Genomic DNA, 17,591 nt, shown 5'->3' with positions numbered 1-17,591 from the left:
AACGCCTCCGAATTAACCAACCGATCAAAGCTAAAGGAAATATGCATGTCTGTTGATAATTTATCCTGCATGGGTTCCGCTAAAGTGACACTTTTTGTGGATGAAACAAATCATCAGGTAATCGAGAAGTTTCCTGTCAGTGATGTGGAGTACAACTTTTATCAACATGCAGCCAGGGATCTCGCTCAGGCAGACATTTTCACCCCAAAGTTGTTGTTAGCCGAACCATCCTCACGCAAGTTAAGACTGGAATATATCCCGCACCAGGTTGATCAGGACGAAGTTGGACGAGATGAAGTGTTGTCAATTCTGTCTCGCTTACATTCCCATCGGCCTGACCCTTCATGGGTTTATCATAATCACACCTGGTCAGAAACAGCCCTCGAAAAATCTCTCATACTATTGGCATTACCGGATAGAGCAGCAAAACAGTTACGGTATTTTCAGCAGGAAAGTAATGCTCTTTTTAGGGGGCAGTGCTTAATTTCAGGCGATAGTAATGCGGGTAATTGGGGGAAAAGGGATAACGGTGATTTAGTGCTTTTTGACTGGGAGAGATTCAGCATGGGTAGCCCAGCTATTGATCTTGCTCCACTGATAAAGGGAATGGGTTCTAAACAAAAATTTATTGAGTTTGCTGAACGCTATCACTGTATATCTCGTCAATATAATCCAGGTGACTTAGCTAAAGAAATTGCGATTGCTAAAGCATGGATTGTTACCGAGGTTGTCGTATTGCTTAATGAACGGCAGAAAAGTGATTTTCAATTCTATCTCAACTGGTACAGAGAAAATCTTCCTGCCTGGCTAGATAACACTGTAAAAATGCTTTGAGGTTTTCAAAACCATTGAGCTATTACCGATGCGGATTCCACTATGAATAGCATGTTCGCTTCACGCTCATAGCGGACCTGATGACCACCCAACCAGTCCGCTATGTGCTGTGAGTTCAAGGGGTCGATGCAACGCTATCCTTAATCAAGGGGGACGTTGCCATGAAACGAAGAACGCGCATTTACTACACACCGGAACAGAAAGCGATTATCTGGGACAGATATAAGCAAGGTGATTCCCTGCATGACATCGCCAGAATGTTCGACAGATTTCACTCTTCTATTATGCCTACAATCCACCAGACAGGTGGCTACCGTCCTCCCGTGCGAAGGCGGCACCGGTTAGCGCTTTCGCTTGATGAAAGAGAGGAGATATCCAGAGGACTGGTAGCAAAACGCAGCATCAGGGACATCGCGGCCAAATTATCAAGAGCTCCTTCAACGATTAGCCGTGAGATCAGGAGGCATGGAGGTGCAAAACAATACCGTGCAGCAAAAGCCGATACAGTTGCGTGGGAAAGTGCCCTGAGACCAAAATCCTGCAAGCTAATTGAAAGCCCCACATTGTGTAAAATCATTGCAGAGAAGATGCATCAGGACTGGTCGCCGGAACAAATCGCCGGTTGGCTGAAACGCTGTTATCCGGATAATCAGGAAATGCATGTGTCACATGAAACGATTTATAAAACACTTTTTATACAAACCCGGGGAGCATTAAAAAAAGAGCTGCAGCAATGCCTCCGAAGTGGAAGAGCAGTGCGTAGATCCAGAACCTCATCGCTTAAAGGGAAAGGATTAGGGTCAATCCCGAATGCGATACCTATCAGTGAAAGGCCACCTGAAGCCACGGACAGAGCCATACCAGGTCACTGGGAAGGTGACCTGATACAGGGTTCGAAAAACTCCTATATCGTCACTCTTGTAGAACGTCATTCCCGTTTTGTTATGCTGGCCAAAGTCAGGGACAACAAGACCATAACGGTTATATCTGCACTCATCAGACAAGCCCGGGAATTACCTGTTGAGCTTTATAAAACATTAACCTGGGATCGGGGCGCTGAAATGACCAGCCACACCCGATTTACTGTAGCGACAGACATTCAGATTTATTTTTGTGATCCTCAATCTCCCTGGCAACGTGGCTCAAATGAAAATACGAACAGGTTGCTCAGACAATATTTTCCAAAAGGAACTGACTTATCGGTTCACAGTCAGCAAAGACTTAACAGTGTTGCCAGACAGCTAAATGAAAGACCGAGAAAAACGCTAGACTATGAATCACCCGCAGAGCGGTTCAATCAGTGTGTTGCATCCATCAGTTGAACTCACAGCTCAAAGCAGACAATAAGACCCTTCAACCTGACCGCTTCGTGCAGGAGCGGACATTATTTACCCACGAAGCCAGGGGGTAATTGTCAGTCCGGTAAGCAACCCTTCGGGGGTGAGCAGGCGCGTGACGGTTTGCCCCCACGGCTCTATGCGGTTAGCCACCAACAGGCGATAACTCTTCTCACTCAATATGCGGGTAGCAGAATCGAGATCCTCTACCTCGTATTCAATCCATCCCTGTGGTATCGGGTGTTCAGTTGGCCACTGCCCAACACCAAAACATGAATTTGCTGCCTGTGATAGTGGCCAGACGGCAAAATGCTTCACGTCCTTCAGCAGGTCTTTTTCCGACAGCAGGTAATCGCAGTTCCCCTCCATTGGCTTTAGCGGCAGACCGAATGTCTGCACATAAAACTCAGCGCTGGATTCAGTATTCTGCGACATGCCTGCTTCCTTTATGGTCTGAAATTGAATACTAAATTGATACTACGACTCACTGAGTCACCACGCCTACGATAGTTCAAAGGACATTTTCAGTTTTTGATTTCCTTGAGGTGCTTATAAACAGTGGCGCGCCCCATAGAGAGCACGTTAGCAATGTAGTCTGCTGAGTTTCTGACGGTGAATGCACCCTGGCGATACAGCTCCGTCACCAGTTCCTTTTTCTGCTGGCGGGAGAGTGTGGAAAGCGAAGTATTATTTTCATTCAGCCACTGATGAAGAAAAGTATTAATTTTTTCCTGCCAGTCATGTTTAAAAAGCTGGACGGGCTGTGGCTGCAAACGGTTAACAGAAAGGAACATCTCGAGGGCATTTTTGGCATCCTCTAACAGCGAAGTGCTGAAGTTGATGCAAAAAATATATTCGGTTTCACCTTCTACGTTTGCGCGAATACTGACTGAGCGGACTTTTTTACCATCCCAGTTCAGTTTTTCGTAAGGCCCGGTCATGCTTTCAAGGTCGTGAAGCGACAGCTCCTCAAGCCCGGCATCATCCCCGATGCTGCGTTTAGAGATATTATTAGCAAGCCAGGCAATTTTGCCGCTTTTAACGTTGTGTATAGCGACTTCTACCACCGGGAAAAACAGCGCTGCGATTCCTTCTGCCATCGCTTTTAGCGTGGCAAACTGCTCATCTTTAAGGCTTATATTTTCGTTCAAACTTTGATTCCTTCCGCCTGGTAACCGTTTTACACTTTTAACTGCGCCAGAATACTGGCCGAAATCTGCGCATCCTGCACGCCCAGCCCGGTTAGATCGACAAGGGTAATATCAGTTTCGCTACGCACATATTGCGAACGGTCTGCCAGTAAACACCCCAGCTCAATCACCTTTTTGCTCTCACGAAGGTCAGCCGATAAGCGGCTTAACTCACCGTAAGCCCCGCACTGCTTGAGCGAATCAGCCACAATACAATCCGCTTTCGCTACCAGTTTTGCGTCAAGCTCCTGCTTGCCTGGGCTATCGGCACCCACGGCGGTGATATGTGTTCCGGGCTGAACCCACTCGGCAAGCACCAACGGAACGGTTGATGGCGTGGCGGTGACGATAACCGTAGCGCCGCTTGCAGCCTGCTGCTCGCTGGTCGTGGTAATAAGCTGAATATCAATATCGGAAACTTGCTCGCGGAAACGGGCCAACGATGCCTCGCTACGTCCCCAGACAATCACGTCACGGCAAGGGGTTAGCTCAAGTAACTGTCGCAGCTGAAGCTCTGCCTGTAATCCGGTGCCGAAGATAGCAATTCGCTCTATACGCTCAGGAAGCAGCATTTCCGCGGCAATGCGTCCTGCCAGCGCGGTGCGTACGCCAGTCAACCAACCATGATCGTCCAGCAGCACCAGGGGTTGTCCCGTTTGTGCCGAGAAAACCATACTGAGCCCGTCATTGCTGGGCAATCCCAGGGAAGGATTGTTATAAAAGCCCGTTGAGATTTTTACACAAAAACTATCGCTGCCCTCAATCCAGGCGGACTTGATACAGCAGTCGCCTTCGGCTTGCGAGAAGGCAAATTGCTGGGCTGGCGGAAGCTGCACCCGACCTGCGGAAAACGCTTCGAAACCGGCTTTTAGTCGGGTCAGCGCGTCGGTCTGGTTAAATAGCGTTTTGATTTCTTCAAGGCCGATAACCTTCATTTCACCGCTCCGGTGAATTTTTCGAGGGTGATATTTTTACCGCACAGCACCACCGCGACACGCTTGCCTCGCCATTGCTCGGCCTGCTGCATAAAGGCTGCCATTGCCACACCCGCCGCGCCTTCCACCATCCAGCGTTCATAACGGGCCAGGGTTTTCATCGCCGCTTTGATTTCTTCTTCGCTGACCAGCACACAGTCATCGACAACCGCCTGGCAGAGTGGGAAGGTGATTGTGCCGGGTTCCAGCCCGCCCGCCGTGCCGTCTGAAAGCGTATCGTGCTCTTCCGGCTCCACAATTTCACCCGCCTGAAGTGAGGCGTACATCGCCACAGACGCTTCAGGCCAACAAGCCACGATGCGGGTTTCCGGTGACAGATGTTTCATTACCGCACCGATGCCGGAAATCAAACCGCCACCGCCCACAGCCACAAAAACGGCATCAAGTTTCGGCTCTGTTTCAAACATTTCAAACGCGATGGTGCCTTGCCCGGCGATCACATCTCCATCGTTATAGGGTGAAACAAAGGTTATCCCTTCACGGGCCGCGGTTTCTGCCGCTTCCAGTTCGACGCTAAGGGCGTCCTTTTCGATCATATTCACCGTTGCGCCGTAGGCACGAATAGCGTCAATCTTCAAAGGCGAAGCGGTGGCTGGCACAAAAACAGTCACCGGAACGCCTGCCATTGCCCCCGCCAGTGCCATACCTTGCCCGTGATTACCCGAAGAAGCCGTGATCACTCCCTGCGCCTTTTGTTCCGGGGTCAGCAGGCGAATCTTGTTGCTGGCACCGCGGAATTTAAACGAACCGGTGTGTTGCAGATGCTCACCCTTAAGAAACAGATCGCACCCGTACAGCGTCGAAAGCATGTGGCTGCGGTCGAGCGGCGTTTTTCTGACTTGTGGGCGAAGTGCGGTATGCGCTTCCTGGCTGGCGGTAAAAAGTTTGAGTAGCTGCGACATAGTGATCTTCTCTGTATGTATTTATTGTCTAATATAGACTTTTAGTACACTTTGTCTATCGCACAATTTGTGCATTGAAGAACATCGTAAAGCGTTGTTAAGTCCGCCCTGTATTCATTGTTGGGGAGGAGGTCAGCGTGGCTATATAGTCCATAAAAAAAGGCCACCTATTCGGTGACCTTAAATAATGAGTTTTCAGGGTTATTTTATTTGTAAAACAATATGCTAAATCGATATGCCCTATCAGTGAAGTTCAAGTCTAACCAACTCCATCGGGCAGAACACACCTTCGCAACCTTCGATTTCAACACACTGAGAACGACGAATTTGTTCGGCTGATTTACCTTCGCCGTGAATGGCCTTAATAACACCAGTCAGACCCTTATTGAAAACCATAACACGGCTGCCAGTTGAGATAGCGTTACGGTAGCAATCATAGGTCAACATCATCATTCCTCCTTTATGTTGTATCAAGATGAGATGATTTAACGGCAAATAAATAGCTCTGAATCGGTCAAAATGTTTTGAGCTAAGTCAAAATTTTATAAGTTTCAGATGCTCAGGAAAAGACCGAAGTCTATTTTTTCAATCAACTATATTTGGCGACGTTATTAAGCCGAGAGTTCTCTGCGGACGATTTCTGCGCCTGCACTTAAAGCACTCAACTTGCCTCGTGCTACCTGGCGAGGTAATGGGGTCATGCCGCAGTTGGTGCTAGGGTAGAGCTTGTCGGCGTCTACAAACTGAAGTGCTTTGCGTAAAGTATTCGCGACTTCTTCTGGTGTCTCAATAATATTGGTTGCCACATCAATGGCACCGACCATGACTTTTTTCCCTCGAATGAGTTCAATGAGATCCATTGGTACGCGAGAGTTCTGACATTCCAGTGAAATTATATTGATGGCAGACGCCTGCAATTTGGGGAAAAACTCCTCATATTGCCGCCATTCTGAACCCAGCGTCTTTTTCCAGTCTGTATTAGCTTTGATGCCGTAACCGTAGCAAATATGTACTGCCGTTTCACATTTAAGCCCTTCAACTGCTCTTTCTAACGCAGCAATTCCCCAGTCATTCACCTCGTCAAAAAACACATTAAATGCAGGTTCATCAAACTGGATAATATCAACACCCGCCGCCTCTAATTCTCTGGCTTCTTGATTAAGAATTTTGGCAAATTCCCAGGCGAGTTTTTCGCGGCTTTTATAATGGCTATCATATAGCGTATCGATCATTGTCATTGGGCCTGGCAGCGCCCATTTAATGGGTTGTTTAGTTTGCTGACGTAAAAACCTGGCATCTTCAACAAAAACAGGCTTTTGGCGAGAAACAGGCCCGACAACAGTGGGTACACTCGCATCATAGCGATTGCGAATTTTAACAATCTCACGCTTCTCAAAATCAACGCCGCTGAGGTGTTCAATAAATGTCGTGACAAAATGCTGACGCGTTTGCTCGCCGTCGCTGACGATATCAATCCCGGCATGCAGCTGATCTTCCAGGCACAAACGGAGAGCATCTTGTTTGCCCTCAACTAATTCATCACCTTGCAGTTTCCATGGAGACCAAAGCGTTTCAGGTTGTGCAAGCCAGGAAGGTTTAGGCAAACTGCCCGCAGTCGAAGTGGGTAACAATATTTTCATAATAAATAGCCTTAATTTTTTAATAATCAGTGAGCGTAATTAGCAGACCATTTTTCAAGAATAGTTTGGTATGGTTTGATGAAGTTCTCTTCTGTAAACTTTCCCTGCTCAATAGCTAACTGGCTACGTTCTTCTCGGTCATAAACAATTTCAGTTAATGAATAATCCTGTTGATTCAGGCTCGGTTGATAGATTTTACCGGCGGTAGAATTAGCATTGTAAATCTCAGGCCGATAAATTTTTTGGAAAGTCTCCATCGTACTAATAGTCCCGATCAGCTCAAGATCCGTATAGTCGCTCGTCAAATCACCTGCAAAATAAAAGGCTAAGGGCGCAACGCTATTTGGCGGCATAAAATAGCGTGCCTGCAACCCCATTTTATTGAAATAGTGATCGGTCATGGACGACTCATCTTGCTGATATTCCACACCCAATACCGGATGATGATTTTCAGTGCGATGATAAGTGTTTTTACTGGACACGCTCAGGCATATCACCGGTGATTTATTAAAGCGTTCTTTGTAAGCGCTTGAGTTAATAAAGCATTTGAATAGATTTCCATGCAAATCACCAAAATTATCTGGCGTGCTAAACCCGGCATTGTTCTTGTTGTGCTCTAACAGCAAGACGCTAAAGTCATAATCCCGGACGTAAGAGGAAAAATTGTTCCCAACAATGCCTTCAATACGCTCGTTAGTTTTCTGATCGACAATATTCGTTTTCAATATTTCAATCACTGGGAAGGTGTCGCCTTTACCTTCAACATCCATCTCCACGGAGATAATTTCAAGTTCGACGCCATAACGATCGCCTTGTGGATTATCCCAATGCACCAGGGAATTGAAACGGTCGTCAATCATTTTTAAGGTATTGCGCAAATTCTCCTGGCGCTTATGACCTCTGGCTAAATTAGCAAAGTTGGTCGTGATGCGCGTATTTTCGGATGGATTGTAATTCTCATCGAAAGAAATGCTTTTAATAGTAAATTTAAATTCTTTATTCATCGCGATTGGGTATCCTAATTTCTGATAAGACCTGAATTTATTTTTTGCTTTTGCAGCACGACCCAATTTTCTTTTCAGGTTGCTTAACCAGTAGTCTTCATATTGTCTGTAACTGATTGCAGTAGGATATTTATGCCAGAGTCATTGATTGAGTAAAAGTGATTAAATTTCAGAGAACATGAGAGAATTTCATGTTCAGGTGAGGGGGCATGTTGGCAGAAGGCCGACCGCTGGCGACAAAAACGAAAAAGCCCGCTTAGTTTCCTAAGCGGGCTTCTTAAATTGGCTCCTCTGACTGGACTCGAACCAGTGACATACGGATTAACAGTCCGCCGTTCTACCGACTGAACTACAGAGGAATCGGTTAACGGGGCGCATATTAGCGATGCCATCAGGGCTTGTCAAAGCCTGTCATCACTCCGCTGGTTCGTTTGCTGATAAAACAGACAAACGCGGCGTTTCGGGCGTACAGACAGTTCTTTACAGCTCATGTGTTGCCAAACCGGCACGACTGGCTAAGATATGCGGTTCAATGACGCGAGGGTTTCATGCTTAAACGGCAGAATTTGGCAAAGTGGTTTTTATTTCTGGCATGTCTGGTGGTGCTTGTCTGCACGGCCCAGCGCATGGCGGGAATGCACGCCTTGCAGATGAAAGTTGCCGAAAACGTCATGCTCTCGCAAAATAGTGCCTCTGAAATTGATGAAGCCGCGCCAGTGACGCCGTGCGAATTAAGCGCAAAATCATTGCTTGCCGCACCTCCTGTTTTGTTCGAAGGCGCGCTGTTTGTTTTCAGTCTGCTCCTCACACTTCTTGCGCCACTGCTGGCGGCATCTTCCTCCGTCACACCGGTTCGGGAGTTTTCCTCGCCCACGCTCCGGGTACATCTGCGATTCTGCGTCTTCCGTGAATGAAACGTCGGCTGTTTAACACAGTTCGATAATTCATTAACGGAGGAAAAATATGTTGAGTCTTTTCAGGCAGACGTTGCTCTGTCTTTTATTGCTATGGCACCCATTTTCATGGGCGGCGCAGGCAGGCTGGCTTCAGTCTGCTGAGAATGATCATGCCAGCGTCAGGTTACGTGCGGATACCACCGGGGCTGGGAAAACCCAGTTTTTACTGGATGTAAAACTCGAAGAGGGCTGGAAAACATACTGGCGTTCACCCGGCGACGGCGGCGTTGCGCCGACGATTAGCTGGCACGAGCCGGTAAAGTCGGCCCAGTGGTTTTGGCCTGTTCCACAGCGTTTTGATGTGGGCGGAATCACCACCCAGGGTTATCACAATGAAGTGAGCATTCCGATGCGGCTAGACGGCGAAATCCCGGCGAAAATTGCTGGCGTGTTGACGCTCTCGACCTGCAAAGATGTTTGCTTGCTGACGGATTACCCTTTTGAAATCACCCCCACTCAAGATGATGCGACATTTACACATGACTACGCACAAGCGATGGGTAAAGTCCCGCTTGCCGACGGGCTGACGGACAATCTGATTGCCGGATATCACAATGCTGAACTGGTGGTGCAAGCCACTCGCGTGGCTGGCTGGCAGAAACCCGAACTGTTTCTCGATATGCCGGACGATGCCAGTTTCGGTAAGCCAAAATATCGCGTTGATGGCGAAAAGCTGTGGGCAACGATACCGGTGAGCGATGGCTGGGATGGCGCCGGGCCAGATCTGCGCGGGCGTCATCTTTCACTGGTTATCGCTGATAACGGTGTTGCACAGCAAAGCCAGGTTACGATAGCCGATGCGCCAGTTACGCCACCTGCCAGTGGCGATTTTGTGTTGTGGCAGGTTTTGCTGTTGGCGTTGCTGGGCGGTTTTATTCTCAACCTGATGCCTTGCGTTCTGCCGGTTTTGGGGATGAAACTCGGTTCGGTATTGCTGGCGGATAAGCAGGACCAACGTGTGATCCGCAAGCAATTCCTCGCCTCGTTTGCCGGGATTATGGTTTCGTTTATGGCGCTGGCATTGTTAATGACGGTACTGCGTTTGACGAATCAGGCTGTCGGCTGGGGTATTCAGTTCCAGAACGTCTGGTTTATCGGCTTTATGGCCGCCGTGATGCTGATCTTTAGCGCCAACCTGTTTGGGCTGTTCGAGTTTCGACTTTCATCTAATGTCACCACTAAACTTGCTACTCACGGCGGAAAGGGTATTAGCGGTCACTTCTGGCAGGGCGCACTGGCGACGTTACTGGCGACACCGTGTAGCGCCCCGTTCCTTGGCACTGCCGTCGCCGTTGCGCTGGGGGCATCGCTACCCACGCTTTGGGGGATCTTCCTAGCGCTTGGCGTAGGCATGAGCTTGCCGTGGCTATTAATTGCCGCCCGCCCATCGCTTGCATTACGCCTGCCTAAACCTGGACGCTGGATGAACTGGCTGCGCCGGATACTGGCAGTGATGATGCTTGGCTCGGCGTTGTGGCTAGTGAGTCTGTTATCTGTGCATTTTGGCTCATCGTCAAAACCCGCAGCGCAAGAAAATATCCCCTGGCAGCCGCTCACTGAACAGGCGATTACGGACGCGCTGGCGCAAAATAAACGCGTGTTTATTGATGTCACCGCCGACTGGTGCATTACCTGCAAAATTAATAAGTTAAACGTACTTTCCCGTGACGACGTGCAGGCGGCATTGCAGCAACCTGATGTAGTTGCGCTGCGCGGTGACTGGACGCTCCCTTCAAAAGATATCACTGCATTTCTCAAACAGCGCGGGCAGGCCGGGGTGCCGTATAACCAGGTTTATGGCCCGAATTTCCCCGAAGGAATACCGCTATCAACACTGCTGACGCGTGACGCTGTGCTCAATACGTTAAACGATGCGAAAGGAATGAAATAATGAAAATGATCATGACGATGCTGTTGTTAGTGGCAGCGACTTTTGGCGCGAATGCCGCAGAGCCAACGAATGAAGAGCAAGTGCAACAAATGATTTATCAGGCGTTGTTTCACGATCCTGCCAGCCCACGGATTGGTGCTGCATCCCCGAAACTCACTATTATTTCATTCACGGATTACAACTGCCCATATTGCAAAAAGTTTGACCCGATGCTGGAGAAAATTGTTGAGAAATACCCTGATGTTGCCGTCATTTTCAAGCTGTTGCCGTTTCGTGGTGAATCATCTTCTCTGGCATCCCGCGTGGCGTTGACCACCTGGCGTGAGCATCCGCAGCAGTTCCTGGCTTTGCACCACAGTTTGATGTCGAAAACCGGGAATCACACCGCCGCCACCATTGATGCGGCGGTGGCTAAAAGCGGTGTAACAGCGGTCAAGCCTGATGAACTGAGCCGGGAGACGCTGAATCTCAATCTGCAACTGGCGCGGGTGGTTGGGGTTCAGGGCACGCCGGCAACTCTGGTTGGCGATACGCTGCTGGCAGGCGCTGTGTCGTGGGACTCACTTGAGGAGCTGGTGAAAGAAAAACGGGAACAGGCCAATGAAAAGTAAGCTCAGGCGTTGGGGGAAAGAAGCGCTGGTGATGGTGGTGATTTTTATCACCATCGTGGTGCTGATGGATTTGTGGCGCGCGCCAAAGATGCCCGCAACCTTTGACAGCACGCCGCTTCATACGCTGGATGGCAATTCCGTGACGTTAAGTACATTAAGTGAAGAACGCCCGCTGTTGCTCTATTTTTGGGCCAGTTGGTGCGGCGTTTGTCGTTACACAACCCCTTCGGTCGCGCAGTTGGCGGAGGAGGGCGAAAACGTCATGACTATCGCACTGCGATCTGGTGCGGCCGTCGATGTTTCACGCTGGCTTGAGCAGAAAAAAGTTCAGCTGCCGGTGGTGAATGACGCCTCTGGCGAGCTATCCCGCAACTGGCAGATTGGCGTCACACCGACATTGGTGGTGCTATATAAAGGTGAAGTGGTTTCTTCGACTACCGGCTGGACAACGTATTGGGGAATGAAGGCGCGGCTATGGTGGGCGGCCTTATAATCCTGTGAATTTGCGCACCGTAATGGTGCGCAAATACCTCTTATGGGGCATAAGAGAACCGCTGTTTCAATCCTATTCTTCGCGTTATTTAATCACTTTTGCTTATTATCCAGCTTGTTAGCGCATCTGGTCGGATGTTTCTCAAAAGTGGCAAGCATATTGCAATTCTTAGAGAGACATCACTGCCGAGACTGGCGTTGGCATTCCGTGTAGGAGGCAAAATGAATTTAAGACGACTGAAGTACTTCGTAAAAATCGTCGATATTGGTAGCCTGACTCAGGCCGCAGAAGTGCTGCATATTGCGCAGCCCGCTCTGAGTCAACAGGTCGCTACCCTTGAAGGTGAAATGGATCAGCAGCTGTTAATTCGCACCAAACGCGGCGTAACGCCAACAGAAGCAGGGAAAATCCTCTATACCCACGCGCGGACCATTCTGCGCCAGTGCGAGCAGGCACAGCTTGCCGTTTGCAATGTGGGCCAAACTTTAGGTGGGCAGGTTTCTATCGGACTTGCGCCTGGCACTGCAGCTTCATCTATTACCATGCCTCTATTACAGGCAGTACGTGCGGAATTACCCGACGTGCTGGTCTATCTGCATGAGAACAGTAGTTCTGTCCTGAATGACAAGCTGTTAAGCGGCCAGCTTGACATGGCGGTCTTGTATGACCGTTCTCCAACGGCGGGCATTACCAGCCAACCGTTACTCAAAGAGGAGTTGTTTCTTGTCGGCACCCGCGACTGTCCAGGTCAGACAGTCGATCTCGCTGCGGTGGCCGAAATGAACCTATTCCTGCCGCGTGACTACAGCGCTGTGCGTAAACGGGTTGACGAAGCGTTTTCGCTGCGCCGCCTGACGGCAAAAATTACCGGTGAGATTGATTCTATTTCGACGCTGACCGCCGCGATTGCCAGTGGCATGGGCGTGACCGTGTTGCCAGAATCTGCCGCGCGATCGCTGGTGAGTTCCGCAAATGGCTGGATGGCACGGATCACCAGTCCGTCACTGAATTTGCCGCTTTCGGTTAATTTGTCGGCCCGTACGACGTTATCGCCGCAAGCCCAGGCCGTTAAAGACATTTTAATGTCGCTGGTGGTTCGCCCGACGCAGGAAAGCCGCGAGTTGTTACTGGTCGGCTAATTAGGCTTATGTCTAAATCGAATAAGTTGCTGGTTTTTATTATTTGTTAGATCCGGGTTGCCACTTTAACAATAGTGTAAAGAACGGTCATGCCCCGGGGGCAATGTGAACTTCCAGCAACTTAAAATTATCCGCGAGGCGGCACGGCGGGACTACAATCTCACCGAAGTCGCTAACATGCTTTTCACTTCGCAATCGGGCGTCAGCCGTCATATTCGTGAGCTGGAAGAAGAACTCGGTATCGAGATTTTCATCCGTCGTGGCAAGCGTTTATTAGGTATGACGGAACCGGGCAAAGCGCTGCTGGTGATTGCGGAACGCATCCTCAATGAAGCCAGTAACGTGCGCCGTCTGGCCGATGTCTTTACTAATGACGCCAGCGGCGTACTCACGATTGCGACTACCCATACCCAGGCGCGTTACAGCTTGCCGTCGGTGATTAAATCTTTCAGAGCGCTGTTTCCAGAAGTGCGGCTTGAGCTGATTCAGGGAACGCCGCAGGAAATAGAAACGCTTTTGCATAACGGTACGGCAGATATTGGCATTGCCAGTGAGCGCCTGAGTACCGATCCTTTAGTTGTCGCTTATCCCTGGTTTCGTTGGTATCACACGTTGCTGGTGCCGCACGGCCATCCACTGATTCATGCTAATCCCCTTACGCTTGACGATATCAGCCGCTGGCCGATTATTACCTATCGCCAGGGGATCACCGGACGTGCGCGCATAGACGAAGCTTTTAATCGCCGAGGTTTAACGCCGGATATTGTTTTGAGCGCGCAGGATTCCGACGTGGTGAAAACTTACGTTGAGCTGGGATTGGGCATCGGTCTGGTGGCGTTTCAGGCAAGCGGCGATGATGGGGAGTTAGTCAGGCTCGACACTCGCCATTTATTTGATGCCAACACCGTATGGCTGGGCCTCAAGCGCGGGCAGTTGCAGCGCAATTACGTCTGGCGTTTTATCGAGTTATGTAACCCGGAGCTTTCCGTCGCCGATATCAAACGCCTGGCGCTGGAGCCAGAAGAAACGGTGCTGGATTATGAAATCTGACGAAAGCTTAACGGAGGGTTATATTTAACCTATCTACATCACGTCAAATAATAGGGAAATTATGATCCGTTTGTCCTCGCTTGCCCTGGTGCTTGCTGCCGTTACTCATAGCGCACTGGCGGTGACCTATATGCTTCCGCCAGAGGGGAGCCGCCTGATCGGGGCACCGTTAACCATCTCCGTTCCGGAAGGGAATACTCAGCCGCTGGAGTATTTTGCAGCGCTTTACGGACAGGGCTTTAGCAATATGCTGGAGGCTAACCCAGGTGTTGATCCCTTCCTGCCAAAAGTCGGAACTCAGTTGACCATTCCGCAGCAAATGATTCTGCCGGATACCGTACGCCAGGGCATAGTGATTAACGTCGCTGAAATGCGGCTTTACTACTACCCGGTAGATAGCAACACGGTGGAGATTTTGCCGATTGGTATTGGTCAGGCCGGGCGCGAAACTCCGCGTAACTGGGTGACGAGAGTGGAACGTAAACAGGAAGCTCCCGCCTGGACACCAACAGCGAATACTCGTCGCGAGTACGCAAAAGAGGGTAAAACACTGCCAGCATTCGTGCCGCCGGGCGAAGATAACCCGATGGGGCTATATGCGATTTATATCGGCAAGCTGTACGCCATTCACGGCACTAACGCTAACTTTGGTATCGGCCTGCGAGTCAGTCAGGGCTGCATTCGCCTGCGTAAAGACGACATTAAATATCTGTTCGATAATGTCCCGGTAGGGACGCGCGTGCAGCTGATTGACCGGCCGGTGAAAACAACCGTCGAGCCAGACGGGCGGAGTTGGCTGGAAGTGCACGAGCCTTTGTCACGTAACCGTGCGGAGTTTGAATCTGACAAAAAAGTCCCGCTGCCAATGACTTCGGCACTCAACAATGTCACGCAGGGTTCTGGCGTGGATGCCAGCGTGGTGAGTGCTGCACTGACCCGTCGTTCCGGAATGCCGGTGCTGATCAGTTCTGAATGAGAAAGCAAAAAGCCCGCTTAGTTTCCTAAGCGGGCTTCTTAAATTTGGCTCCTCTGACTGGACTCGAACCAGTGACATACGGATTAACAGTCCGCCGTTCTACCGACTGAACTACAGAGGAATCGTTTGAACGAGGCAAATAGTATCGTGACGTTCAAAAAGAGTCAACGACAAAAATAACGCATTGATTCAAATGATTAAATTAAATCCAGATTGTCGAATTAATGCACCGTATTTCCACTGGATGCTGCTGCATTTTCACTCTCACGCAAGCGTAACAACGGGTTCTGACCATAAAACTGGCAAAACCGTTGATAAAGCGCTGGGAAGCGTGGTGCGAATAGCTCAGGCGCACTGAAAAAATACTCTGAAAGCACGGCAAAACACTCAGCCGGTTCAGACGCCGCATAGGCATCAATGCTGGCGGCGTTTTCACCCACCATGTCAATCTCATCCTGAATATTGCTCATGGCAGCATGGAGATCGTGTTCCCAGCCTGCGACCTCGCGTAACGCTATCAACGGAATACCGCTGGCGCGGTCGCCATTGCGCATATCCAGTTTATGAGCCACTTCATGGAACACCAGGTTAAAACCAGAGGCGTCAAAAGAGTCCTGAACATCCAGCCAGTTCAGGACAATCGGGCCTTGCTGCCAGCTTTGCCCGGATTGCACAACGCGCTGGTTATGCACCAGGCCAATGTCATCTTCCCATTCATCGTCGACAACAAATGGGGCAGGGTAGATGAGGATTTCGTGAAAACCGTCCAACCACTCAATACCCAGTTCAAGTATGGGCAGACAGAACAGAAGTGCGATACGCGCGCTTTTCAGTTCATCAAGCTCAAAACCCTGCAAAGGCACCAGGCGTTTTTGCTGCAAAAAACGATCGGCCAGACGAACCAGCTTTTCTTGCTCGGCATGGGTGAGCGTTGCCAGAACTGGAATAGCTAATGCCTGCTCCCACGGCAATGCCGTGACAGCGGATGAATCACTTGATTTCCAGGGCCACTTAATCATGTTACTCGCTCGCAAAGTCATCTCTTGAACGGAAAACTACTATACCGTGACTGTGAAAGTGCCGCACTAATGTGGCACATGGCAGCGACCAGAACAGGACCGCCTGAGAAGCGGATTATCGCGCTTTCTCTGTGACATTATTCAACCACTTACTGGTTTTTCGTTCAACGACGCGAGTCACAGGTTGATGCGAGAGAGGTAAATTATTTCATTTGAGAATAGTTTGAGGGGGAATATATGTTTTTGTTATGAGATAAATCGGTGTTTATGTGGTGGGCTGAAAGCAAAAAAGCCTGCTTACGCAGGCTTAGGAATTAACAAGCAACCGTATTGATCGAGATTAGAACTGGTAAACCATGCCTACGCCAACCACGTCATCGGTAGAGATACCGTTAGCTGTGTAGAAGGAGTCATCGTTATCCAGCAGGTTGATTTTGTAATCAACGTAGGTAGAGAAGTTTTTGTTGAAGTAGAAGTAAGAGCCAACAGAAACGTATTTAACCAGGTCTTCGTCATTCCAGTCGCTGTTATTAGAAACATCACCCATCAAGTCCTTACCTTTAGATTGCAGGTAAGAGATTTCTGGACGCAGGCCGAAGTCGAACTGGTATTGCGCAGTCACTTCAAAGTTCTGGGTTTTGTTAGCAATACCGTAATCGCCAAATGGTGTCATGTTGCGAGTTTCAGCATACATAGCAGCCAGATAAATATCGTTGGCGTCATACTTCAAACCTACAGTCCATACATCAGCAGTATCACCACCCGCCATCAGCGCGCCAGCGCTACGAGTTTGCTCATTGGTACGGTCTGACGAAGCATATGCAGCGCCTGCACTGAAGCCCATGCCGAAATCATAAACTGTTGAAAGACCCCAACCATCGCCATTCTGGAAGCGAACATTGCGGCCGTTGTTGGTGCCTTCCTGGTCTTCGCTTTCATTAGTACTTTCGTTATTGCCCTGATACTGCACAGCAAAACTCAAGCCATCAACCTGGCCGAAGAAGTCGCTGTTACGGTAAGTGGCAACGCCGTTTGCACGGCCGGTCATAAAGTTGTCAGTCCACGTGTATGAGTCGCCACCGAATACTGGCAGCATATCTGTCCAGGCTTCAATGTCGTATACCACGCCATAGTTGCGGCCATAATCAAACGAGCCGTAATCGCCATATTTCAAACCAGCAAACGCCAAACGGGTGAAAGCGCTATTACTATTGTCGCCACCTTCGGTGTTGTTAGCATACATTTTGTATTCCCACTGACCATAACCTGTCAGTTCGGACGTAATCTGTGTTTCACCTTTAAAGCCGATTTGGGTATAGGTGCCGTCGCCGTCATCTCCTGCATTGTCAGAGAAAGTATGACGAGCATCAACCTTGCCGTAAAAATCTACTTTATTACCATTTTTATTATACATTTCTGCAGCGTTTGCAGCGCCCATTGCCAATAAAGCGGGGATCACTAATGCCAGTGCTGTTCTTTTCATTTATCTATTCCTTTAAATCATAATTATTATGAATGATGAGTTATTTAACGCCCTCAATAACCGCAATAATC

Annotated in this window: 18 protein-coding genes and 2 tRNA genes; 9 read left to right on the top strand and 11 right to left on the bottom strand. The window is 49.3% G+C overall.

The genetic code is table 11. The features are described 5' to 3' along the window. The first annotated feature begins 45 nt into the window (after positions 1 to 45). Both AC0IWZ_RS12750 and AC0IWZ_RS12745 read left to right on the top strand, forming a co-directional pair. Positions 46 to 834, top strand: coding sequence for a phosphotransferase family protein (locus tag AC0IWZ_RS12750; RefSeq protein ID WP_471677147.1), 789 nt, complete (start codon positions 46 to 48; stop codon positions 832 to 834). Between the two features lie 161 nt (positions 835 to 995). After that, on the top strand, positions 996 to 2,156 hold the full coding sequence (locus tag AC0IWZ_RS12745) for an IS30 family transposase (RefSeq protein ID WP_471677148.1): 1,161 nt from the start codon (positions 996 to 998) through the stop codon (positions 2,154 to 2,156). Between the two features lie 66 nt (positions 2,157 to 2,222). On the opposite strand, the gene AC0IWZ_RS12740 is transcribed toward AC0IWZ_RS12745, so the two are convergent. From AC0IWZ_RS12740 to AC0IWZ_RS12705, 8 genes are all read right to left on the bottom strand, one after another. Then, a complete protein-coding gene (locus AC0IWZ_RS12740; protein ID WP_471677149.1) occupies positions 2,223 to 2,606 on the bottom strand; it encodes a VOC family protein in 384 nt (127 codons plus the stop codon). Positions 2,607 to 2,695: 89 nt separating this feature from the next. Continuing rightward, entirely contained in the window at positions 2,696 to 3,322 is a 627-nt protein-coding gene (locus AC0IWZ_RS12735; protein ID WP_246864876.1) for a helix-turn-helix transcriptional regulator, read from the bottom strand. A 29-nt stretch (positions 3,323 to 3,351) separates the two neighbouring features. Continuing rightward, positions 3,352 to 4,296, bottom strand: coding sequence for an NAD(P)-binding domain-containing protein (locus AC0IWZ_RS12730; protein WP_471677150.1), 945 nt, complete (start codon positions 4,294 to 4,296; stop codon positions 3,352 to 3,354). Continuing rightward, positions 4,293 to 5,258 (bottom strand): threonine/serine dehydratase, encoded by a 966-nt coding sequence (locus AC0IWZ_RS12725; RefSeq protein ID WP_471677151.1) that lies wholly within the window; start codon positions 5,256 to 5,258, stop codon positions 4,293 to 4,295. The genes AC0IWZ_RS12730 and AC0IWZ_RS12725 overlap by 4 nt, the downstream gene beginning before the upstream one ends. A 243-nt stretch (positions 5,259 to 5,501) precedes the next feature. Further along, complete coding sequence (ydfZ, locus tag AC0IWZ_RS12720; RefSeq protein ID WP_034496451.1) at positions 5,502 to 5,705, bottom strand: putative selenium delivery protein YdfZ; 204 nt, start codon at positions 5,703 to 5,705, stop codon at positions 5,502 to 5,504. Between the two features lie 164 nt (positions 5,706 to 5,869). Then, the gene (locus tag AC0IWZ_RS12715; protein ID WP_471677152.1) at positions 5,870 to 6,898 is read right to left on the bottom strand and encodes a methionine synthase; all 1,029 of its coding nucleotides are present in this window, start codon (positions 6,896 to 6,898) and stop codon (positions 5,870 to 5,872) included. A 26-nt stretch (positions 6,899 to 6,924) separates the two neighbouring features. Then, positions 6,925 to 7,902, bottom strand: coding sequence for a DUF1852 domain-containing protein (locus tag AC0IWZ_RS12710; protein WP_471677153.1), 978 nt, complete (start codon positions 7,900 to 7,902; stop codon positions 6,925 to 6,927). A gap of 283 nt (positions 7,903 to 8,185) precedes the next feature. Next, positions 8,186 to 8,261, bottom strand: a tRNA-Asn gene (locus AC0IWZ_RS12705). 189 nt (positions 8,262 to 8,450) lie between these two features. On the opposite strand from AC0IWZ_RS12705, the gene AC0IWZ_RS12700 reads away from it, so the two are divergent. From AC0IWZ_RS12700 to ldtA, 7 genes are all read left to right on the top strand, one after another. After that, on the top strand, positions 8,451 to 8,816 hold the full coding sequence (locus AC0IWZ_RS12700) for a copper resistance protein (protein WP_471677154.1): 366 nt from the start codon (positions 8,451 to 8,453) through the stop codon (positions 8,814 to 8,816). A 49-nt stretch (positions 8,817 to 8,865) separates the two neighbouring features. Then, positions 8,866 to 10,749, top strand: a complete 1,884-nt coding sequence (locus AC0IWZ_RS12695) for a protein-disulfide reductase DsbD family protein (RefSeq protein WP_471677155.1) — start codon at positions 8,866 to 8,868, stop codon at positions 10,747 to 10,749. Next, positions 10,749 to 11,360: a DsbA family protein gene (locus tag AC0IWZ_RS12690; protein WP_471677156.1), complete on the top strand. Its 612-nt coding sequence runs from the start codon at positions 10,749 to 10,751 to the stop codon at positions 11,358 to 11,360. Before AC0IWZ_RS12695 ends, AC0IWZ_RS12690 begins: the two co-directional genes overlap by 1 nt. Then, positions 11,350 to 11,853 (top strand): protein disulfide oxidoreductase, encoded by a 504-nt coding sequence (locus AC0IWZ_RS12685; RefSeq protein ID WP_471677157.1) that lies wholly within the window; start codon positions 11,350 to 11,352, stop codon positions 11,851 to 11,853. The genes AC0IWZ_RS12690 and AC0IWZ_RS12685 overlap by 11 nt, the downstream gene beginning before the upstream one ends. Before the next feature lie 221 nt (positions 11,854 to 12,074). Further along, positions 12,075 to 12,992 carry a nitrogen assimilation transcriptional regulator NAC gene (gene nac / locus AC0IWZ_RS12680; RefSeq protein WP_471677158.1) on the top strand — a complete coding sequence of 306 codons (918 nt, stop codon included), beginning with the start codon at positions 12,075 to 12,077 and terminating at the stop codon, positions 12,990 to 12,992. Positions 12,993 to 13,097: 105 nt separating this feature from the next. Further along, positions 13,098 to 14,042, top strand: coding sequence for an HTH-type transcriptional regulator Cbl (gene cbl / locus AC0IWZ_RS12675; RefSeq protein WP_410373097.1), 945 nt, complete (start codon positions 13,098 to 13,100; stop codon positions 14,040 to 14,042). Between the two features lie 61 nt (positions 14,043 to 14,103). Continuing rightward, on the top strand, positions 14,104 to 15,018 hold the full coding sequence (ldtA, locus tag AC0IWZ_RS12670) for a L,D-transpeptidase (protein WP_471677159.1): 915 nt from the start codon (positions 14,104 to 14,106) through the stop codon (positions 15,016 to 15,018). A gap of 45 nt (positions 15,019 to 15,063) precedes the next feature. Here ldtA and AC0IWZ_RS12665 read toward each other — a convergent pair. From AC0IWZ_RS12665 to ompC, 3 genes are all read right to left on the bottom strand, one after another. Further along, positions 15,064 to 15,139 (bottom strand) — tRNA-Asn (locus tag AC0IWZ_RS12665). 100 nt (positions 15,140 to 15,239) lie between these two features. Further along, positions 15,240 to 16,037 (bottom strand): DgsA anti-repressor MtfA, encoded by a 798-nt coding sequence (mtfA, locus tag AC0IWZ_RS12660; RefSeq protein ID WP_034496384.1) that lies wholly within the window; start codon positions 16,035 to 16,037, stop codon positions 15,240 to 15,242. Between the two features lie 340 nt (positions 16,038 to 16,377). Further along, positions 16,378 to 17,520 carry a porin OmpC gene (gene ompC / locus AC0IWZ_RS12655; RefSeq protein WP_471677161.1) on the bottom strand — a complete coding sequence of 381 codons (1,143 nt, stop codon included), beginning with the start codon at positions 17,518 to 17,520 and terminating at the stop codon, positions 16,378 to 16,380. Between the last annotated feature and the right edge of the window lie 71 nt (positions 17,521 to 17,591).

It is taken from the genome of Buttiauxella sp. AC142, from assembly GCF_979253435.1.
This window is presented reverse-complemented; position numbering and strand designations above follow the sequence as displayed.